This window comes from Streptomyces sp. NPDC007875 (assembly GCF_042868035.1).
GTDB lineage: Bacteria > Actinomycetota > Actinomycetes > Streptomycetales > Streptomycetaceae > Streptomyces > Streptomyces antimycoticus.
The window spans coordinates 515890-538269 of sequence record NZ_JBIADZ010000003.1 but is presented as its reverse complement, the minus strand read 5'-3'; the positions used below and the strand labels follow the sequence as shown (position 1 = coordinate 538269).

The window sequence follows — 22380 nt, the reverse complement described above, 5'->3', positions numbered from 1 at the left end:
TCACTCCCTCGGTTGTGAATCCCAAACGACGCCGCCCAGGTCATGGCGGCCGGCGCGCAGAACGGAAAAGCCCACCGTGGCCTGGCGGCCGGGGCGCGGCCGCCGCACCCACGTCCAGCGGTCGGTACGGACCGTCCCGTGGTCGTCCGCGAGACGGCGCCACAGGTAGTCGAGCGCCCACGGCGTGCCGTCGGCAGTGGCGGGGGCATGGGTGGGGGTGGCGGGGGCATGGGCCAGCAGTCGCAGTGTGCCGTCCTCGGACTCCCACCATGCGCCGAACGCCACCGGCCCGGGCGCGGCGGGTACGCCGCCCTCGGTGACGGGGTGGTCCGCGAACCCCGCGACCTGGAGGGCGAGTTCGGTGTATTCCGAGAGGGGCCACTGGGACCGCAGATACGCACGCCACCGCGCCTTCTCCGCCGCCGGCAGGGGCGTCCGGATCCCGTTCTCGCGCACGTGTGCGCGCAGGAAGTCGAACGCCGCGAAGGCCGGCTCGTCTCCGGTGGGGGCCGGTTCATCGGCGACGTACGGCGCGATCGCGCGCAGTGCGCGGTGCGGGTCACGGTGCGGGTCACGGTCCAGGTCCCGCGAGGACGCGTCCTCCGTCGGACTGGTGGCGAGCAGGGTCCGGGCGGTGGCGGCGGCGTAGCGCAGCAGTCGTTCGTAGCGGACGGCGGAGATCCGCCGTACGGCCAGGGTGCGGCCCATCGCGGTGCGCTGAGGCTTGCCGGTGGCGGTGGCCAGGAAGCCGCCCCACCGGACCGCGGCGGGGCGTACGGCGGCCTGCTCGCACACGGTCCGCACCGCGTCGAGGGTGGTGGCGGGAGGCTCGTCGGTGACGAGGCCGACCTCATGACCGAGCGTGGTCTCGGCCACCGGGACAGCGGCGAACCGGCCGCGCAGGCCCGCGTCGTGCCACATCCGCTCCACGTCCAGCGGATAGTGCTTCTCGCCACCACGGTCGATGCGCTCCTTGGCGCGACCCCTGAGCACGAGCAGTCCGTCGCGGAACTCTCCGAGGTCGCCGGTGCGCAACCAGCCGTCGGGGGTGAGCGTCTCGGCGGTGCCGCCCGGGTCGCGCCAGTAGCCGTCCATCATGTCCGGTGTTCTGATCCACACCTCGCCGGAGGCGAGCCGTACCTCCGTGCCGGGCAGCGGGAGTCCGACCGGCGGGAAGCGGTCGAGGTACTGCGCCATGAAGGCCTCCCCGCTCAACACGGGCATGGTGAAACTGAAGTTGACCGCTTCGGTGAGCCCGTATCCCTGGCGGAGCCGTGGCCCGTAGCGCCGGTGGAAGCGCCGGGCGAGGTCGCCGGTGAGCGGGGCGGCCGCGGTGATCAGGTAGTCCAGGCATTCCGGCCAGGCGGGGCCTGCCTCCACCAGCTCGGTCAGCAGGGCGGGAACGATCGAGGCGGTGCGGGCGCCGCCCGCCGCCAGATCGCGCAGATAGCCTTCCGGATCGAAGGCGGTGTGCAGGACCAGCGGGGTGTGCGTGATGTGGGCGCCGATGAGCGACATGACGAGCGCGTTGCAGTGGTACAGCGGCAGGCAGGTGCCGTGCGGACGGCCGGGTGCGAAGTGGTGCAGCCACGCCGTCTTGGTGGCGTTGCCGAGGACGGCGCGGCGGCTGAGCATCACGCCCTTGGGGGTGCCGGTGGATCCGGAGGTGAACATGATGAACGCCAGGCCCGCTCCCCCGGGGTCGGCCGGGGCCCCGGGGAGGATCCGCGAGCGGACCGCCTGTGCGCGGTCGCGGGGTGCGTCGATGACGGCCGAGGCGTCCACGCGCCGTACGGTGTCGGCCAGTTCCGCATCCGAGCTGCGCGGGTGGCGCGGTACAGCCACCAGCCCCAGGTCGAAGCAGGTGAGGAGGGCCCCGGCCAGTGGTTCGCCGTGCGGGAGCCGGATGACGACGCGGGCGCCGGCCGGCAACTCCTCCAGGCCGTGCAGCGGTGCTCGGAAACGCCGTGCCAGCTCCGTGGTGTCCAGCGGGTCTCGGTGCGCCACAGATGTCATGGATTCTCCGTCCCTGGGGCGGTGGGCCCGTATCGTCGCGCCCTCTCGGCTCGGCGCGGCTCTTGGACGGGTCGCGGCCCCTCGGCTCGGCGCTGCGCTTCCACTCGGCGCAGTTCGTCGGCGAGGATCCGGCCGAAATCGCCGATGTGCTGGGGCTGCATGATCCGTTCGTGGTCGCAGTCGACTTCGTGGACGGTGAGCGCGCCGGTGACCAGCGGACGCCACGCCTTTCGCAGCGACGGGCGGTTTCCGGCGCCCGCCACGTGGACGGCATCGCCGTCCAGGACGGGTGGCCGGTAGCCCCGCAGGAGCCGGGCGTTGTTCTTGGAGACCGCGACGACGCGGCCGATGTCCTCCTCGGTGAGAGTGGCGAGCACACTGCCCTCGGCCCGGAGCGCGGCGCTGACCGTGGCGAAGTCCGTTTCCCCGGGCGGGAATCGCCGGTCGTCGTATCCGGCCGCGGTCAGCAGGATGCGGTGGATCCGCTCCTCGTCGATGCGTTCCCCGGGCCCGTCGCCGGGTGCTTCGCCGGGTCCGTCGCCGGGGCGCGGCGGCAGGGTGTCGACGACGCAGACCAGCCCTGGCTCGACGCCCAGCTCCCGCAGCCGTACTGCCATGGCGTGGGCGACGAGACCGCCGAAGGACCAGCCGATCAGGTGGTACGGGCCGTGCGGGCGCACCGACCGCAGTTCGTTGACGTAGACCTCGGCCATCTCCGCGACGCTGGAGGGCAGTTGGCGGATGCCGCCGGGGCCCTCGCCCCGGAGGGCGTAGAGCGGATGCGCGCGGTCGACGTGGTGCAGCAGCCCGGCGTACAGCCAGCCGAGGCCGCTCAGGGGGTGCACACAGAACACCGGCGCCGCTTCGCCGCCGGCGCGGTACGCCATGAGGTGGCCCCGGGCCGTGGGCGTGCCGTCGTCGAGACGTGCGGCAAGAGCGGCCGGGGTGGTCGCTTCGAACAGGTCACGGATGGTGGGCCGCAGGCCGAGCACCTCGTGGATCCGGGAGGCGAGCCGGGTGGCGCTCAGCGAGTGCCCGCCCAGTTCGAAGAAGCTGTCCGTGGCCCCGATCCGGGGCAGGCCGAGCACCTCGGCGAACAGTCGGCACAGCGCCTCCTCCCGCAGCGTGCCCGGCGCCCGGCCGCAGGTGCCGCGGCCCCATTCGGGCTCGGGCAGCGCGCGCCGGTCCACCTTGCCGTTCCGGGTGAGCGGAAGGCGGTCGAGGGGGTGGAGCCGGGCGGGCAGCATGTAGCCGGGCAGCCGCGCGGCCAGGTGGTCGCGTACGGAGTCGAGGTCGAGGTCGGCCCCGGCGGGATCGGCCCCGGCGAGGCCGGCGTCGGCGGATTGGGGCACGATGTAGCCGACCAGTCGGCGGTCGTCGGGTCCCAGGTCCCGCACCGCCGCGGTGGCGGCCCGCACGTGGGGGTGCGCGGTCAACGCGGCCTCGATCTCACCGAGTTCGATGCGGTGGCCGCGCAGTTTGATCTGGTCGTCGTCGCGGCCGTGGAAGCGCAGGGTGCCGTCGGCCCGCCAGGAGGCCAGGTCGCCGGTGCGGTACATACGGGTGCCGGGCGGGCCGAAGGGGTCGGCGACGAAGCGCCACGCGGTGAGCGACGGACGGTGCAGATAGCCGTGGGCGACGCCCGCCCCGGCCAGGTACAGCTCACCGATGGCACCGGGCGGCACGGGCCGCAGCCGGTGGTTGAGAACGTACGCGAGGGTGTTGGCGACGGGGCGGCCCAAGGGGACACCGGGCTCCTGGGGGCCGGTGACGGGGTGGCAGGCGGACCAGACGGTGGTCTCGGTGGGACCGTAGCAGGCGAGCAGACGGCAGCCGAGGCCGGTGAGCGTCTCGGCGAGCGGGCCGGGGACGGACTCGCCGCCGATCACCGCGCGCATGCCGTGCAGCGCGGCGGGCCGCCGGGCCGCCAGGGTCTGCCAGCGCGAGGGGGTGGCCTGCATGACCGTGACGCGGTGCCGGGCCAGGAAGGCGAGCAGGGCGTCCGGGTCGCGGAGCGTCGCGGCGTCGGCGACCACCGTGGCGGCGCCGGTGACGGGGCCGAGGAACAGCTCGGGCACCGACATGTCGAAGCCGGCCGGGGCGGCCGCCAGGACGCGGTCGCCGGCGCGGACACCGAGTCGTTCGCGCATCGTGGCCAGCAGGTTGGTCAGCGCCGGGCGCGGGACGACGACGGCTTTGGGGCGGCCGGTGGAGCCGGAGGTGTGGATCGCGTAGGCGGCGTCGGCGGGCAGCCGGGCGGGGCCGGATGGCGTGACCGGCCCGGCGGTGAGGGCCCAGGGCTCGCCGGTGGGTTTCGGGGCGCGGGTGGTGGCCGGGCCGCGGGTGGCGGCCGCAACGCCGTTGGCCGCAGGGGCAGCGCCCGCGGCATCGGTGCCCGGGGGGTCGATGTCCACGGCGCCCACGCCCGCACCGCCGGTGGCCGGGGCCTCGGTGTCCGGAGTGTCGGTGGCCGCCACGCCAGTGCCCACGGCTCCCCTGTCCGCCGCGCACAGAACGAGTGCGGGGCGGGCGTCGGCGAGCAGGGCGTCGATCCGTTCGGGCGGCAGGTCGGGGTCGAAGGGCAGATAGGCGGCACCGGAGGCCAGCACGGCCAGGCACGCGGTGATCAGGCCGGTGCCGCGCGGCAGCCCGACGGCGACCAACCGGCCGGGGCCCGCGCCCCGGTCCTCAAGCGTCCGGGCGAGGTCCGCGACCCGTTCGGAGAGCTGCCGGAAGTCCAAGGTCTCCGTGGCCCCGATCACGGCGGGCGCGTTCGGGGTGCGGCGGGCCTGGGCCGCGAACAGCTCGACCACGCCCGCCGCCCCGGCCGCCTCGTGCGCGGTGTCGTTCCAAGTGGTGTCGCTCCAGGTGGTGTCGTTCCAAGTGGTGAGGGTCCGTCGTTCCTCGTCCTCCGTGAGCAGGGGCAGGTCCGCGACGGCCCGGCCGGGGTCGGCCACGGCGGCGCGGAGCAGCCGGGCCAGCCGCTCGTTCAGCGCGTCCGCCGTTCCCCGGGTGAACAGGTCGGCGTTGTACTCCAGCACCCCGGTCACGCCCGCGGGCGCGCCGGTCCCGTCGTACTCCTGCCGCAGGCTCCACAGCAGGTCCAGGCGGGCCCGGTCGCCGTGCACCGGTACCTGTCGCGTGGTGATCCCCGGCAGGTCGATGTCGGCGCTCCCGGTGTCCTGGAAGGCCAGCATCACCTGGAAGACGGGGTGGTGCGCGGTGGACCGCGGCGGATTGAGGAGCTTCACCAGCCGCTCGAACGGCAGCTCCTGGTGATCGAAAGCGTCCAGATCGGCCGCGCGCACCCGGCGCAGCAACGCGGCGAAGGAGGGGGTCCCCGACAGGTCGGTGCGCAGGACCAGCGTGTTGACGAAGCAGCCGATGGTGTCGTGCAGTGCCGCGTCGTGGCGGCCCCCGACCGCCGTGCCGATCGGGATGTCCTCGCCCGCGCCGAGCCCGGACAGCAGGGCGGCGAGCGCGGCGTGCAGCACCATGAACATGCTCGCCTCGTGTTCGCGGGCGAGGGCGGTGAGCCCACGGTGCAGTTCGGCGTCCAGAGTCAACTCGACGGTGCCGCCGCGGTGCGAGATGGTCGGCGGGCGCGGGTGGTCGGCGGGCAGCGGCAGCACCTGCGGAATGCCGCTCAGGGCGCGCGTCCAGTACGCGGCGGCGGCGTCGGTGGGCAACTCCCGCTGCCAGAGGGCGAAGTCCGTGTACTGCGCGGGCAGCGGCTCCCACCGGGGCGCGGTGCCGGTGGCCCTGGCCCGGTAGGCGGCCGACAGGTCGCGGGTGAGCGGGGTCAGCGACCAGCCGTCGGCGGCGATGTGGTGGGGCAGCAGAAGCAGGGCGTGCCGGTCGGGGCCCAGCACGTACAGCGTTGCCCGCAGGGGCAGTTCCGTGGCCAGGTCGAAGGGGCGGGCGGCGTCGGCGGCAAGCCGCTCGACGAGGCGCGCTTCATCGGCGCCGTACCCGCCCGCCTCGTCCAGCGACACCGTCACGAAGGGTGGCTCGACGGGGGTGGTGAGGCGCTGCCAGGGCTCGCCGTCGTGGACCTCCACCACGGTGCGCAGGATCTCGTGGCGCGTCAGGACGTCCATGAGCGCGGCGCGCAGCGCCTCGGTGTCCAGCGGGCCGTCGAGCGTGAAGGCGAAGGGCATGTGGTACGTCGGACCGGCCTCCTCGAAGTGGTGGAGGAACCACAGGCGGCGCTGGGCGAACGACAGCGGGACACGGTCCGGCCGCAGCCCGGGGCGCAACGGCGGGCGCCCCGCCGGACGTCCGGCCGACGCCCGGCGGGGCTCGCGCCGCGCGATGACGCGCGGGGCGAGCGCGGCCACGGTGGGCGCGTCGAACAGCGTGCGGATGGCGAGGTCGATGCCGAGGCCCGCACGGATCTTGTTGATCAGCTGGGTGGCGAGCAGCGAGTGGCCGCCGAGGTCGAAGAAGTCGTCGTCCACGCAGGCTTCGGGCACGCCGAGCGTTTCGGCGAAGGCGCGGCACAGGAACCGCTCCAGCTCGGTGGCGGGCGCCCGTCCGGCCCCGGTCCGCAGCCCCTCGGTGGGTGCGGGCAGGGCGCGCCGGTCGAGCTTGCCGTTGCGGGTCAGCGGCAGCCGGGCGATGGGCACCACGAAGCCGGGCACCATGTGTCCGGGCAGGTGGTCGGCGGCGTGGCGGCGCAGGGCGGCGGGGTCGAGGCGGGTGTCCGTCGTCGCGGGGACGGCGTACGCCACGAGCCGTACGCCACCCGCGCCGTTGCCCCCACCGTCGTCCTGGGCGTCCTGGGCGATGACCGCGGCCCGCACGACATCGGGGTGGCGCTCCAGGACGGCCTCGATCTCGCCCGGTTCGATCCGGAAACCGCGCACCTTCACCTGCTGGTCGGTGCGGCCAAGGTACTCCAGGGTGCCGTCCTGCCACCGGCGCGCCAGGTCTCCCGAGCGGTACATCCGGGCGCCGGGCGGGCCGAAGGGGTCGGCCACGAAACGGGTCGCGGTCAGGGCCGGCCGTCCCAGGTAGCCTCGGGTCACACCGGGGCCGGAGAGGTAGATCTCGCCAGGGCAGCCGGGCGGCACGGGCCGTAGCGCATGGTCGAGCAGGTGCAGACGCAGGTCGGCGAGCGGTTCGCCGATGGCGCTGCGGGTGTCGGCCGGGTCGGTCAGCTCGGCGTACGTGGAGTGCACGGTGGTCTCGGTGATGCCGTACATGTTCACCAGCCGGGGGCGGCCGTGCGGGCGGGGGCCACCGGGATACCAGTCGCGGATCCGGCGTGGGTCCAGCGCCTCTCCGGCGAAGACCACGACGCGCAGCGCGTGCCGGGGCGGGCCGTCGGCCTCCCGCGCCATGTCGGCTGCCGCCTGGGCGAGTTGGTAGAAGGCCGACGGCGTCTGACACAGAGCGGTGACCCGTTCGCGGACGAGCAGCCGCCACATCTCGCGCGGCGACCGGCTGACCGTGTACGGCACGATGACGAGCCGCCCGCCACGGCCGAGGGCCGCCCACAGCTCCCACACGGACACGTCGAAGGCGTACGAGTGGAACAGGGCGTGCACATCGTCCGGCCCGAAGCCGAACCGCTCATCGGTGGTCTCCAGCAGCCGTACGACGTTGTCGTGCGTGACCACGACGCCCTTGGGCGTGCCGGTCGAGCCGGAGGTGTGGATGACGTAGGCGGTGGTGTGCGGGTCGGTGCACCGGCCGGGGTCACCGGCCGGGCCCGTGGTCAGGGCGGCGGCCGTCTCCGGGTCGTCCAGCAGCAATCGGTCCTGGCCGGGCGGCAGTACGGCGGCGGATTCGGCCGTCGTCACGGCCAGGAGCGGGCGGGCCTCGCCCAGTACGTGTCGCACGCGCTCGGGCGGGGTGGCCGGGTCCAGCGGCAGATAGCCCGCTCCGGACTTGAGCACGGCGAGGACGGCGGTCACCAGGTCGGCGCCGCGTGGCACGGCGAGGGCGACGAGCCGGTCCGGGCCCGCGCCGCGGGCCACGAGCACCCGCGCGAGGCGGTTGGCCCGTTCGTTCACCTGCCGGTAGGTGAGGGTGCGGTCGCCGTCGCTCAGTGCGGGAGCGTCGGGACGTAGCGAGGCCCGCGCCTCGAACAGCCCGGGCAGGGTCGGGCCCGGTGCCCGCTCGGCGGCCGGGGCCCGGGGCGGCCGCTCGTGCGGCAGCAGGAGGTCGATGTCGGCGAGCCGGGCGCCGGGCGCGGCGGCGATACGGTGAAGCAGCGCGCCGAGCCGGTCGAGCAGGCGCCGGGCGGCGTCCGCGTCGAGGACCCCGGTGTGGTGGTCGAGCCGCAGGCCCAGTCGCGTTCCGTCGCCGGGCAGGACGATGAGCGACAGCGGGTAGTGCGTACCGTCCATCACCCGCAGCCCGGTGATCTCGATGCCGGGCGCCACGTCCCGCAGGACATCGGCGTCGAGGGGGTAGTTCTCGAACACAACCAGGCTGTCGAAGAGTTCGCCGTGTCCGGCCAGGCGCTGGAGCCGGGTGAGATCGGCGTGCTGGTGCTCGACGACGGCGAGCTGCTGATCCCGCAGCGCACGCAGCGTCTCCTCGACGGTTCGGGAAGGATCGAGGCGGACCCGGACCGGGATGGTGTTGATCAGCAGGCCGACGATGTTCTCCACACCGGGCAGCTCGGGCGGGCGGCCGGAGACCGTGGCGCCGAAGACGACGTCGTCACGGCCGGTGTGGGCGCCCAGCAGCATCGCCCAGCCGAGCCGTACGAGTGTGTTGACGGTCAGCCCCTGCGCACGGGCCGCCCGCCGCAGCTCGTCCGTCACTCCGGCATCCAGCTCGGCGTCGGCCTGGCCGTGGTCGGCGCTGCCCCGGCCCCGTTCCCCACCGACCAGGGTGGGGCCGTCCAGCCCGGACAGGACGCCGCGCCACGCGCCCTCGTCGGCCTCGGCATCGCGCGTGGCGAGCCAGTCCAGATAGGCGCGGTACGGCGTGGCGGCCGGGGGTGTTCCGCCCGCGTAGAGGGTGAAGAGCTCCCGGACCGCTATCGGCCAGGACCAGCCGTCCAGCAGGATGTGATGGGCCGTCAGTACGAAGACGTGCCGCCGCCCGGCGGTCCGCAGGTAAGTGGCGCGCAGCGCGGGCGGGTCGGCGAGGTCGAACCGCAGACGCCGGTCCCGGTCGAGGAAGGCGGCCTCCTCCGCGGGAGATGTCACCCGCTCCTCCCGCCACGGAACGTCGATCCGCTCCGGCACCACCTGCACGGGCCTGCCGACGGCGTCCGGCCGGAACCCGGCGGCCAGGTTCGGATGCCGGTGCAGCAGCGCACGCAGGGCCTCGCGCAGCGCTGTGGCGTCGAGTTCGCCGGTCAGCTCGAAGACGAACTGGACGAGATAGGGGTCGGCGCCGCCGTCGGCGACGCTTTCGTCCCCCTCGTCGCGATCGTAGAGGGAGTGGAACAGCAGCCCTTCGGCGAGGGGCGCCAGCGGCAACGCCTCGCCCTCACGGTCTACCGCGGACGCCACGAGGCGCTCGCCCACCGTGGTTCGCTCGCCCACCGTGGTTCGCTCGGCCACCGCAGGCGCAGCGGTTCGCTCGTCCGCATCGGTGGCCAGAGCCGCGAGGTGGTCGAACCAGCGCCCCGCCAGGTCCGCCATGTGCGCGTCGTCCAGCAGGCGACCGGCCCAGGACCACATGGCGGTGAGCCGGGGGCCTTCGGGGTGGTCAACGATGACGGAGTCGAGTTCGACGGCGTGCGCCAGCGGCAGATCCGGCGACGCGCTGGACGCGAGGACGCTCCCGTCCGGGCTCCAGTCCCGCTCGCCGTCCGCCTCGAAGCGGCCGAGGTAGTTGAAGGCGATCGGGGGCGGCGCCGGTGCGGCCAGCCGGGTGGCGGTTTCCGGATTGAGGTGGCGCAGCAGGCCGTAGCCGAGGCCATGGGCCGGTACGTCGCGCAGTGCCGCGCGGACCCGGGCCACGGCAACGTCCCAGGGCGTGTCCCCGTCCCCCGCGTCGAGCAGCAACGGGTGAATGGTGGTGAACCAGCCGACCGTACGCGACAGCTCGAGACCGGCGGCGAACTCCTCCCGACCGTGGCCTTCCAGGTCCAGGCCGACGGCCGTCTGCCCCGCGCCCCGCCAGTCGGCGACGGCCCGGACGAACGCGGTCAGCAGCAGGTCGTTCAGCGAGGCGCCGAACGCGGCGGTGGCGCGCTCCGCCAGGGCCGCGGTCAGCGCGGCCGGAAGGGTGCGGATGTGGTGGCGTCGCGTGGCTTCGGTGTCCCGCGCCGGGTCCGGCAGCGGCTCGGCCCGGAGGTGGCTCACCGCGTTGGCGACCTGGGTCCAGTACGGGAGTTCAGCCAGGACCGACCCGTCCCGGGCATGCGCCGCCAGCGCCGTGCTCCACCTCCCGAACGCCGTGCCGACCGCCTGCGGTGCCGGGGTCCGGCCGGCGGCCAGCGCGCGCCAGCCGTCGCGCAGGTCGTCGAGCATGATCCGCCACGACACCCCGTCGACAGCGAGGTGGTGCACGGTGAGAACGAGAGTGCCGGGCCGATCGGCTCCGGCATCGAACCACTCCGCGTGCACGACGCGCCCCTCCACGGGGTCCAGCCGCTCTCCGGCCCGCGCGGCGTGCTCCCGTACGGCGCCCTCCAGCGCCTGCCGGTCCACACCGGCCACGTCGTGCCGGACCAGCGCGATCCGGCCACGGGGCTCGGTCCGCAGCTCCCAGGAGGAGTCCCGCGCCACCAGCCGGAGGCGCAGCATGTCGTGCCGGTCGAGCAGCGCTTCGAGGAGGGTGAGCAGCCTGGCCGCATCGAGCCCGGCGGGGGTGCGCAGCGCCATCGACTGCGCGAACCCGGTGACACGGCCGCCACGTTCACGCAGCCAGTGCATCACCGGCGTCGGCTCCACCGTCGGGTCCGCGCCGCCCTCGCTCGGGACGATGGGCGGCAGGGCCCGGTCGGTCAGTGCCGCGGCCAGTTCGGCGACCGTGGAGTGGCGGAAGACGTCCTGGGAGGTAAGCGGGAGACCGGCCCGCCTGGCCCGGCTGACCAGGTGGATCGCCTGGATGCTGTCGCCGCCCAGTGCGAAGAAGCCCTTGTCCGGCGGAATGTCCGGCTCGCCCAGCACCTCGCGGAACAGCGCGGCGAGCATCTCCTCGGCGGGCGTCCGGGGCCCGCCCGTGGCCGCGTGGTCCGCCGGTGGGGCGGGCGGGGCAGGCAGGGCGGCGCGGTCCAGCTTGCCGTTGCGGGTGAGCGGTAGCCGTTCAACCGGGACGATCACCGAGGGCACCATGAACGCGGGCAGGTGGTCGGCGGCGTGGCGCTTCAGCGCTTCGACGTCGGCGTCGACGTCCACATCGGCGTCCGCGTCCGCATCTGCCTCCACATCCACGCCCGCATCAACGTCCACACCCACGCCCGGGGGCACGGTTTGCGGGTGCGCGGTTCCCGACCGCGTGGTTCCCGACCGCACGGTTTCCCGCTGGCCGGTGACGACGTACGACACCAGCCTGCGCTCGCCCGGCCGGTCCTCGCGGAGCACGGTGGCGGCGCGCGTCACGGCAGGGTGGCGGCACAACGCGTCGTCGATCTCGCCGGGTTCGACGCGATAGCCGCGCAGTTTGACCTGGCTGTCGGCACGGCCGACGAAGTCCAGGGTTCCGTCCGGGTTCCAGCGGGCGAGGTCTCCCGTGCGGTACATACGCGTGCCGGGAGGGCCGGACGGGCAGGCCACGAAGCGCTCCGCGGTGCGGGCCGGCGCGCCGAGGTAACCGCGCGCCAGCCCGGCCCCGGAGAGGTGGACCTCGCCGGTGACGCCGGGCGGGACGGGGCGCAGCGCGTCGTCGAGGAGGTGCACCCGGGTGCCGTCGAGCGCGGTTCCCACCGGCACCGACGTGGCCTCGGCCGGGAGGTGGTCCGCCGGATGCCGGGTGGCGAAGACGGTGGTCTCGGTGGGTCCGTAGCCGTTGATGACGGCGGGGGCGGGACGCGCGGTGCGGACGCGCCGTACGGCCTCGGGGGCGACCACGTCGCCGCCGGTCCACACCTGGCGGACGCCGGCGAGGCAACCGGGGTCCTCCTCGGCGACCGCCGCGAACAGGCCCGCCGTCAGCCACAGGCCGGTGACGCGGTGCGCGGCGATGACGTCACGCAGGACACCGATGTCCCAGCGGCCCGGTGGCGCGATGACGATCTCGCCACCGGTGAGCAACGGCACCCACAGTTCCAGGGTGAGCGCGTCGAAGGCGTGCGGGGAGTGCAGCAGCACCCGCTCCGCGCCGCCCTCGGTCCACCAGCGGTCGGCGGCGAGCCGTACGAGGTTGTCATGGGTGATCGCGACGCCCTTCGGGGCGCCGGTCGAGCCCGAGGTGAACATCACGCATGCGAGGTGCTCCGGGTGCACGGCCGCCGGGTGGTGATCCCAGGGCACAGCCCCCGCACCGTGATCCGGGGCCACAGTCCCCGGGTTGTGACACGGGGCCACGCCCCCCGCGCCATGCTCCGGGGCGGGTCGCTCATCGCCGAGGACGAAGATGCGATGCCCCCTGGCGCGGAACCATACGGCGATGTCGTCGTCCCGGGTCGTGGCGTCGGTGATCAGGAACCGCGCCCCCGCACCGGCGGCGATCGCGGTCAGGCGGCCCCGTCCGTCCTCGCGGTGCAGCGGCAGATACGCGGCCCCCGCCTTGACGACGCCCAGCACCGCGGCCACGAGATCCGGCGAACGCTCGACGAGAAGGCCCACCGGTGTCTCGGCGGTGACGCCCGCCGCGGTCAGCAGGGCCGCGACGGCGTTCGCCCGGGCGTCCAACTCCCGGTAGGTGAGCCGCTCGCCGGTCGCGGCGGAACGCACGGCGAACGCCCCAGGGGCGCGGGCCACATGGGCCTGGAAGCACGCGAGGGCCGTCCGCGCCGGGCCGGTGGTCCGCTGCCGCGGCCCGGTGCCCGCGGTGCGGAGCCGGTCGCGTTCGGCGGCCGAGGTGACGGCATAGCGCGCCACGCGGGTCCGGCCCGGGCGGGCGGCGGCCTGGCGCAGCACCCGCAGGAACCTTTCACCTGCCTCGCGCAGCAGCTCCGGGGAGTGGTTGGCCGGGTTGGCGTCGGCGTCGATGGTGAGCGGTCCGTCGCCGCGGTCGTACGCCACCAGGGACAGGTCCTCCGAGGGCGGCGCCTGGACGTTGTGCACGGTGGCGGTGGCGGATCCGAATCGCAGGCCGTAGGCGAAGCGCTGGATGTTCAGCACCGGCCCGAAGAAGCGGCGGCCGTCCTCGGGGTAGCCCAGATCGCGGCGCAGTCGCTCACCCCGGTAGCGCTGGTGCCGCTGGACGAGGGCGATCTCCTCGTCGGCCCGGGCCGCCAGGTCCGCGAAGGGGGCCGCGGGGTCGACCCGCAGGCGCAGGGGCAGCACATTCGCCGCCATGCCGGGCACGCGACGGCTCTGCTCGCTGACCCGTCCGGTGACCGGCAGGCTGAGCACGACATCACGGCTGCCGGTCATCGCGTGGGCGAAGACGGCGGTCGCGGCGACGACCAGCCGCGACCAGCGCTGCCCCATCTCCCGTGCTGCCGAACGCAGTTGGGCGAACTCCGCTTCGGGCAGGGTGCTGGTCCGCCGCAGCGAGCCCGCGGGCACCGGGGCCGGGCGCTCGGCCAGGCTCAGGAACTCCGGACGCCCTTCCATACGGCCGAGCCACCACCGCCGGTCGGCTTCCCACCGCGGCGAGGCGTGGTAGGCGCGGTCCTCCTCGAGAGCGGCGCGCAGCGGGCTCCAGCCGTTTCCGGGTATCGGGCCGCCGCGCAGGAGGCTGTCGTAGAGCTCGGCGACGCGCCGCGAGAAGAGGGTCATGCCGAAGCCGTCGAGGGCGATGTGGTGCACCCGGTGGAACAGCAGATGCCGCTGGTCGCCGATCCGCAGGACGGCGCCGTCGAACAGCTCGCCTTCGGCCAGGTCGATGGGCCGGGACAGCTCCTTGCGCATCCAGCCGAGGGCCGTCGCGTGCGGATCGGCCTCCTGCCGCAGGTCGCGCACGGGTAAGGACATGGAGCGCGGGCTCGTCACGCGCTGGACCGGCCGGCCGTCCGGCGCCTCGACGAAGCGGACGTGCAGCGCTTCGGTCTCGCGCACGGCCTGCCGTACGGCGGCCACGAGGACGTCGGTGTCCAGCGCTCCGGTGATGTCGGTGTACTCACCCCAGAGATAGGGCGAGGACAGGTCGGGCCGGGACCGCTCGGCCAGCCATACGCCCGACTGGGCCTCGGAAACGGGGAGTTCGGTGCCGGTTTCGTCCAGGGCCATCGTGTTTCCCGCCCGGTCGCCGTGCGACGACCTCAACGTAGCAGTGGCTTCACAGGGCGATCGCGTCGGTCGTCGGATGGTTCGGGAACGGTGGTCGGTCGGCGGTTCTCCGATCTTGTCCGGTCGCCGAGACTAACAGGCGGGTAAAGGCAGAGCAAAGGGATGGCAATGTGATTGGGGTACGGTTCAGGCCACATCGGAGCCGGGATACGTCCACCCGGGCCCGGACACGGCGCCGGGCCCGTCGGTGCCGGGCCGCGCTGACGCGGCCGCCCGCACCGACGGGCCCGTGGAAGAAGTGGAAGAAACCGAAAGAACGACCTCAGGGCTTACGGGCCACCGCTCCGTACATGGCGATGTCCTCGTCCTTGATGGCTTCGGTGGAGGTGCCGTCCGGGCGCCACTTGTGGACCTGGGTGAGGCCGGGCTCGACCAACTCGAGGCCGTCGAAAAACCGCTCGGCCTCGGCCTCGGTGCGCAGCCGCATGGGCATGTCGCGGGCCGCGTACTCGCGGGCGACCCGGGCCACCTCGTCCGGCGCGAAGTCGGCGGTGCCGATGGACATCGCCAGATAGCTTCCGGGGGGCAGCGGCTCCAGCAGGCGGTTGACGATTCCATACGCGTCGTCCTTGTCCAGGACGAAGTGCACGATGGCGATGACCGTCAGGGCGACCGGGCGGCCGAGGTCGAGGGTCTCGCGAAGCTCGGGGGCGTCCAGGATGGAGGCGGGCTCGCACATGTCCGCCTCGACGTAGGCGGTCCTGCCCTCGGGCGTGCTGGCGAGCAGCCCCTGGGAGAGGGTGAGGACGATGGGGTCGTTGTCCACGTAGACGACCCGGGAGTCCGGGGCGACCGCCTGGGCGATCTCATGGAGGTTGGGCGAGGTCGGGATGCCGGTCCCGATGTCGAGGAACTGCCGGATCCCCGCCTCTTCGGCCAGATAGCGCACGGCCCGGTTCATGAAGTCGCGGTTGGCCCGCATATGGATCGGGAGGGCGGGCCACTCCCGGGACATGGCGATGCCCGCTTCCTTGTCGGCCGGGTAGTAGTCCTTACCGCCGAGGATGTAGTCGTAGATACGTGCCGAATGCGCGCTCTCGGTGTCGATGCGGTCGGCCGACCATCCGTTGTCGCTCAAGGCGTCCCCTCCCAGTGGATCGTCAGTTCGCTGTCGGTGTGGCCCCCTGTCCGTGCGGGGCCGGGCCGGCCTCGCACGGACAGGGAAGGTTGCGGTGCCGTGGCGCTAGCAGAGGAAGTCGGCGTCGCCCGCCTTCACACCTGCCAGAAACCGGGTCATCTCGTTCGTGGTGAAAACCAGCGCGGGGCCGTCGGGGTCGGTCGACTGACGCAGCGCCACCCGCCCGTCGTGCAGCTTCTTGGCTTCGACGCAGGCGCCCCCGGCGTCATCGCTCCACGGCTTGGACCAGCCCCTGGTGCCGAGATCATGGGAGGGCATGTCGCTGCGTATGCGGTGGTGCACTTCAGAGCTCCTTGCGAATGGCGCCGAGGACGGCCTCGGTTTTCCTGGCGGGCACCGACTGGGCGCCCATCCGGTCCAGGACCTCGCGATACACCACCACGTCTTCCTCTTTGTCCAGATACACCGCGCCGACCAGGCCGCTGAGGTAGACGATGTCGGGCAACTCCGCGGCCCTGAACCGGAAGACATGGAACGCACCGGCCCGCATGGCCGGATGCGGACCGCTTCCGAACGGCATGATCTGCACGGTCACATGAGGCAGGGCGCTGATCTCGATCAGGTGGTCGATCTGGGCGCGCATCACGGCCGCGCCGCCGACCGGCCACCTCAGCACGGTCTCGTCCATCACGACCCACAGCCGGGGAGGGGACTCCCGGGACAGCAGTTCCTGGCGCTGCATGCGCAGGGCGACCCGGCGCTCGGTGGCCTCCGCCGGAGCATGCGGGTTACCGGCGCTGAGCAGCGCACGGGCGTAGTCCTCGGTCTGCAGCAGCCCGTGGACGAACTGCGCCTCGTAGGCACGGATCTGAAGCGCCGCCTGCTCCAGGTTCAGATACGCGGCGAACCAGTCCGGCATCACATCGCGGTAGGTGTGCCACCAGCCGCGCTTGTTGGCCTCGCGGACCGACTTCAAGAAGGTGTCGATCTCATGCCGGTCGCTGACGCCGTACGTCTGGAGCAGCTTCTCCACGTCCGCGAGCCTGAGCCGGGCCACCTTGGCCGCTTCCATCCGGCGGATCGTCGAGTGGCTGACCCCGATCGCCGCGCCCGCCTCGTCGTATGTCAGGCCGGCGCGTGTCCGCAGCTCCTCCAGCTGCCTGCCGAGGATCATGCGGAGGACAGAGGGTGCACCGCCCCATGCGGTTTCCGCGGCCAACGCTCTACCTCCCCACACCGGGCTTTACGGCTGCAGTCTGTCACGGTCGCCGGACCGGGCAAGCGGAACCTCCGATGGCAACTTGCAATTTTCAATTTACCGCTTGCAACTCGCTCGTTGCAGCTGTCACAGTGGTCACACCGTCCGATCACGGTGGGAACGCTTGCGTGGGTACGTCCGTAGGCACTGCGCAGTGCGGGAACGGCACGGTCCATGACGCGCAGGCAGACGAAAGGCGGCCGCTCGTGGCTCCCCTCGCCCTTCCCCTGACTCCCCTTCGGACGTCCCGGGAGCGGGACACGCATCCTGCAGTCGCCTTACGGCTGCCGGCCATCGCCTCCTCGGTGTGCACGGTACGCACGACCGTGCGCGAGCGGCTGCTCGCCTGGGGCATGAGCGCCCACGTGCGCGACGACGCGCTTCTCGTGGTCTCCGAGCTGGTCACCAACGTGATCACACATACGCTCAGCGATCATCTGGAGTGCAGGCTGAGCATCGGCGCGGGACATCTGCACCTCGAGGTCGAGGAAGAGATCCGGGCCCACACCCTCCCCGCGCCGCGCACCCCCAACCCCGATGAGCACGGGGGACGAGGGCTGCTGCTGGTCGGCGCGGTGAGCAGCGCCTGGGGTGTCAGGGACGCCCCGCACGGACCGGGGCGGATCATCTGGGCCGAGCTGCCGGCGCGCACGGAAGAGTGTCACTGACCGATGGACCGACAGTTTGTCGCCCCCGAGGCGCCGTCACTCGGCGCGCCGAACCGCTGGCGAGGCCACAGCGGCCGGCTGCGCCTACCGGACGGACTGCCCGCCAGGCTGGGATACGACGCGGTGGGGATGCCCGCGGACATCGGCCGGCGGGTCATGAAGTGCCTGCCCCGCATCGGCTGTGTCTTCGCCGACGATCAGCGGTGGTGGTGGATCGTGCCGTCCGGATCGCATATCGACGTCGCCTGGCCGTCGTTCACCAGCTATGCGGTCGGGGCCCATATGACCGACCTGAGCGCCCGCTCCCGCCTCCCGCGCCTGATCCATCACCCCCAGGACGACTCGCCGTACACACCGCCGATTCCGCTGTACTTCATGACCTGCCATATCGCCGGCATCCGGCCCCACTGGTCACCGGGGGACGCCATCGGGCCCTCCCAAGCGGTGTGAGCCGGACCGTACCGCCTCCCGCACGCTGACGTTCCGCACGAGGCCCAGCAAGGCCGACAACGTTGTCCCAGCTATGGACAAACACCGGTTGTGAATGCTCTGGTATTCGTGCAGCAAGTGTTCCCTGTGGAAGAGTTCCGCCGCCCACCGGGCGGCGGCGCCAACCGGACCATGGAGCAGCAGCGTGCTGAAACACCTGTTCCTCCGCTTCCCCTCTCTTCTCCGTCCAAGACGGACCTGGCGGCGGCGCGTGGCCGCCGCCGTGGTCCCCGCGCTGGCCGCCACCGCCCTGCTCGTCTCCGGTGCCGGCCCCTCCCACGCCGCCCCGGCCTGGGACCCCAAGCCCTCCCCGATGACGACCCCGTGGACGAACCAGGTCCCGGTCGACCACCCCCTGCCGGAATATCCGCGCCCGCAGCTCACCCGGCCCGACTGGGCGGATCTCAATGGCATCTGGGACTTCGCGGTCACCTCCCGCGACGCCGGACAGCCGACGACATTCGGCGAGCAGATCCGGGTGCCGTTCGTGCCCGAGTCCGCGCTCTCCGGCGTCCAGCGCAAGATCACCCAGAATGACAAGCTCTGGTACAAGCGCACCTTCACGGTGCCCTCCGGCTGGAGCGGCCGCCACATCCAGCTCAACTTCGGCGCGTCCGACTGGGAAACCACGGTCTGGGTCAACGGCCGGCAGGCCGGCGGGGCCCACCGCGGCGGCTACGACGCCTTCTCGTACGACATCACGCCCCTGCTGAACGGCGGCACCAACACCATCGTCATCTCCGTGTACGACCCTACGGAGACCGGCGGCCAGGCCATCGGCAAGCAGCGCATCCAGGACGTCACCCCGCACCCCGGCAAGAGCATCGTCTACACCGCCTCGTCCGGGATCTGGCAGACCGTCTGGCTGGAGCCCACCGCCACCGCGCACATCACCCGTCTCGACATGGTCCCGCGCCTGGAGGACAACACCCTGCGGGTCACGGTGCGCGGCGCCGGAGGAGCCGACGGTACGACCGTCAAGGTCACCGTCTCCAGCGGCGGCACGACCGTCGGCAGCGCCACCGGCACGGTGGGCACCGAGCTCTCCGTGCCGGTGCCGAACACCCACCTGTGGACGCCGGAGGATCCGTTCCTGTACGACGTCACGGCCGAGCTGACCGGCACCGCGGCCGACAAGGTCGGCTCCTACACCGGCATGCGGTCGATCGCGGTGAAGGACGTGGGCGGGGTCCGGCGGCCGGTGCTCAACGGCCGGTTCGTCTTCCAGACCGGCACCCTGGACCAGGGCTACTGGCCGGACGGCATCTACACCGCGCCCACTGACGAGGCCCTCAAGTACGACCTGCAGAAACACAAGGACCTGGGCTTCAACATGGTCCGCAAGCACATCAAGGTCGAGCCGCAGCGGTGGTTCTACTGGGCGGACCGGCTCGGGCTGCTGGTGTGGCAGGACATGCCCTCGATGGACAGCGGCAAGACCCCGGACACAGCCGCCCGCACCCAGTGGGAGAGCGAATACCGCGCCATCATCGACCAGCACCGCAGCTCACCCTCGCTCATCCAGTGGGTGGACCAGAACGAGGGCTGGGGCCAGTACGACCAGGCCCGCATCGCGGACATGGTCAAGGCGTACGACCCCTCCCGCCTGGTCGACAACATGAGCGGCGTCAACTGCTGCGCCGCCAAGGACGGCGGCAACGGCGACGTCATCGACAACCACAACTACGTCGGGCCCGGCAACACTCCGACGGAGCCGGTGCGCGCCTCGGTGCTCGGGGAGTACGGCGGCCTCGGCTACCGGGTGCCCGGCCATGAGTGGTATCCGGGCGGCGGGTTCAGCTACGAGGACCAGCCCACCACGTCCGCGCTCAACAACCGGCTCGTCGGCCTGCTCGACGGGATGCGGGAGAACAGCATGCCCGCGGGCGGCCTGTCGGCCTCCGTCTACACCCAGATCACCGACGTCGAGAACGAAGCCAACGGGCTCATGTCCTACGACCGCCAAGTGGTCAAGGTCGACCAGGCCCGGGTCCGGGCGGCCAACCAGGCCCTCATCGCGGCGTCCCGGTCACTCGGCGCGACGGTGAAACTGCCGGTCGGGCAGAACGTGTCGATCCGGGTCACCACACCCGGCTACACCGACCGCTACATCCGCCACTACGACGGGCTGGGCTTCACAGAAGTGGTGAACGCCGCCAGCGGCGACCTGCTGAAACAGGATGCCACCTGGACGGTCAGGCAGGGTCTTGCGAACAAGCTCTGCTACTCCTTCGAGTCCCGCAACTACCCGGGCGAATACCTGCGCCACCGCGAATTCCGCGTCCGGCGCGAGGCGAGCGACGGCTCCACCGTGTCCAAGGAGGACGCGACCTGGTGCCCGGTCCAGGGCAGCGGGGGCGTCCGGATGTCGGCCGCGGGCTTCCCCGGGCAGTATCTGCGGCATATCAACGCCGAGCTGTGGCTGGCCCAGTCGGGCGGCACACACACCTGGGACAACCCGGCCGGCTTCACCGAGGACACCACCTGGGCGATCGAGCCACCCTGGGCTCCCTGATCGACCGCGCGGGCCCGCGCCGACGGGCCCGCACCCTCCGGCGGCCGCCGCTTCGCACGGGCGGCCGCCGTTTCTCTCCTCCCCCACGCTCATGCGCACGGCCCCCTACGGAAAGGCGGGTACGTCATGTCAGCGCGGCTCCACCGTGTCCTTCGCGGACTCCTGACCCTGGCCATCGCCCTGGCCGGCCTGGTCCTCCTCCCCACGCCGTCCCGTGCCGCGACCCCGGTCTGCGCACTGGCGTGCGACACCCTCGACCCCTCGAAGGCGCAGCGCGACACCTTCCCCGTACCACAGGTGAACCTGAACGGCCGGATCCTGAAGCTGCATATGTCCGACCCCGACAGCATGGCCTGGGCCGGCATCGACAACGGCGTGAGCGGCGACTCGGTCTGGCTCGACCGCTCCTGGGACCGGGGCGCCTCCTGGGAGGGCCTGCTCGGCAAGGCGAGCATCCCCGGCACCTGGACCGGCACCCGCACCCTGATGTACAACCTCACCGACCCGGTGGGACACCGGCGCGGCTGGATCCGCGCCTGCGCTGACGCCGCCGGTGTCACCTGCACCGACTGGGCCTACCCGACGGTGTGCGACGGTACGTCCTGCGACGGTGCCGACCCCGCCACCGCGGCGGGCGACGACCGCCCGGTGCCGTCCACCACTCTCTTCGGGCGCACCATCAGCCTCCATGTCGACCAGCGAAACGGGATGGCGTGGGGCGTCATCGAAAGCGGCGGCGCGGGCGACGAGATCTGGCTCGACCGCTCCTGGGACAACGGCGCCACCTGGCCCGAGGGCTCCTCCCTCGGCCGTACGAGCGTGGCCTCGGGCAAGACCTCGACGCGCACGGCCATGTTCGCCACCCGGGATCCGCGCGGGCTGATGTTCGGCGGCGCGGTCCGGGCGTGCGGCCGGGAGGCCGCCCACCAGGAGGGCGGTTGCACGGCCTGGGTGCGGCCCGCGCCGAGCCGGGCGCGCGCCGCGGCGGACGCGCTGATGGCGTCGTACCAGACGTACGAGGGCTGGTGGCGCAGCAGTTGGTGGAACTCGGCCGTCGCGGTCACCTCGCTCATCGACTTCGCCCAGCGCACCGGGCGGCACGACTACGACTGGGTCATCGCCCGCACCTTCGAGCAGAACCGCGGCACCTTCCCGGCCGGGGTGCGCAGCTCCGACGCGGTGGAGGGCCACTTCATCAGCCGCGCCATCGACGACGCGGCCTGGTGGGGAGTGGCCTGGCTGGCCGCGTACGACCACACCCATGAGCGGCGCTACCTGGACGAGGCGATCACCATCGCCACTTACGTCCACCAGTACTGGGACACCGGCAGCTGCGGCGGCGGTGTGTGGTGGGACCGGGAGCGCACCTACAAGAACGCGGTGACCAACGGGCTGTACCTGTGGCTCACCACATCACTGCACCAGCGGGTCTCCGGCGACACCGTATGGGGCGACCGGGCGGCCACGGCAGCGACCTGGTACCAGAACAGCGGGATGATCAACGGCGCGGGCCTGGTCAACGACGGGCTGACCGGCGACTGCCGCAACAACAACCAGACCGTGTGGAGTTACAACCAGGGCCTGGCCATCGGCGCCTTCACCCAGCTGTGGCGGTCCACCGGCAACGGCCGCTACCTGGACACCGCCCGCCGCCTGGCCGATGCAGCGATCACCTCGACGGCGCTGACCCGCGACGGCGTGCTCACCGAGTCCTGCGACACCGGCACGGGCTCGTGCGATGACAACCAGAAGCAGTTCAAGGGCATCTTCATGCGCCACCTCGCCGACCTGGCGGACGCCACCGGATCCGCCACCTACCGGGCGTACATCACCAAGCAGGCCGACTCGATCTGGACCACCGACCGCGACCCCCTCAACCGGCTCGGCCAGCGCTGGGCGGGCACCACCCCGAACCAGGTGGACTGGCGCACCCAGGCCAGCGCACTGGGCGCGCTGACGGCCGCGGACGGCCTGTGACCCGCCGCGCCGACACGGGGACGGCCACTCGGTCCGGGCCCCGCCAGTGGTACGCACATCGACGC

At 72.7% G+C, this 22380-nt stretch carries 9 protein-coding genes; 4 read left to right on the top strand and 5 right to left on the bottom strand.

Annotation, left to right across the window (positions count from 1 at the left end; genetic code table 11):
- The 5 genes from ACFYOY_RS09110 to ACFYOY_RS09090 form a co-directional block, all read right to left on the bottom strand.
- The gene (locus tag ACFYOY_RS09110) at nt 1-2016 is read right to left on the bottom strand and encodes a class I adenylate-forming enzyme family protein (RefSeq protein ID WP_388585751.1); all 2016 of its coding nucleotides are present in this window, start codon (nt 2014-2016) and stop codon (nt 1-3) included.
- Nucleotides 2013-14270, bottom strand: a complete 12258-nt coding sequence (locus ACFYOY_RS09105; protein WP_388585748.1) for an amino acid adenylation domain-containing protein — start codon at nt 14268-14270, stop codon at nt 2013-2015. The genes ACFYOY_RS09110 and ACFYOY_RS09105 overlap by 4 nt, the downstream gene beginning before the upstream one ends.
- Nucleotides 14271-14592: 322 nt before the next feature.
- Complete coding sequence (locus ACFYOY_RS09100) at nt 14593-15408, bottom strand: SAM-dependent methyltransferase (RefSeq protein ID WP_351897542.1); 816 nt, start codon at nt 15406-15408, stop codon at nt 14593-14595.
- Nucleotides 15409-15513: 105 nt separating this feature from the next.
- Nucleotides 15514-15726 (bottom strand): DUF397 domain-containing protein, encoded by a 213-nt coding sequence (locus tag ACFYOY_RS09095; RefSeq protein ID WP_059143363.1) that lies wholly within the window; start codon nt 15724-15726, stop codon nt 15514-15516.
- Between the two features lie 25 nt (nt 15727-15751).
- Nucleotides 15752-16627: a helix-turn-helix transcriptional regulator gene (locus ACFYOY_RS09090; protein ID WP_351897537.1), complete on the bottom strand. Its 876-nt coding sequence runs from the start codon at nt 16625-16627 to the stop codon at nt 15752-15754.
- A gap of 266 nt (nt 16628-16893) precedes the next feature.
- Between ACFYOY_RS09090 and ACFYOY_RS09085 the strand changes: the two genes are divergently transcribed.
- From ACFYOY_RS09085 to ACFYOY_RS09070, 4 genes are all read left to right on the top strand, one after another.
- Nucleotides 16894-17334: an ATP-binding protein gene (locus ACFYOY_RS09085; RefSeq protein ID WP_388585808.1), complete on the top strand. Its 441-nt coding sequence runs from the start codon at nt 16894-16896 to the stop codon at nt 17332-17334.
- Between the two features lie 3 nt (nt 17335-17337).
- Nucleotides 17338-17784: a hypothetical protein gene (locus tag ACFYOY_RS09080; protein WP_351897526.1), complete on the top strand. Its 447-nt coding sequence runs from the start codon at nt 17338-17340 to the stop codon at nt 17782-17784.
- Nucleotides 17785-18046: 262 nt separating this feature from the next.
- Nucleotides 18047-20338, top strand: coding sequence for an AbfB domain-containing protein (locus tag ACFYOY_RS09075; protein WP_351897591.1), 2292 nt, complete (start codon nt 18047-18049; stop codon nt 20336-20338).
- A gap of 126 nt (nt 20339-20464) precedes the next feature.
- Entirely contained in the window at nt 20465-22315 is a 1851-nt protein-coding gene (locus ACFYOY_RS09070; protein WP_351897521.1) for a glycoside hydrolase family 76 protein, read from the top strand.
- Nucleotides 22316-22380 lie beyond the last annotated feature (65 nt).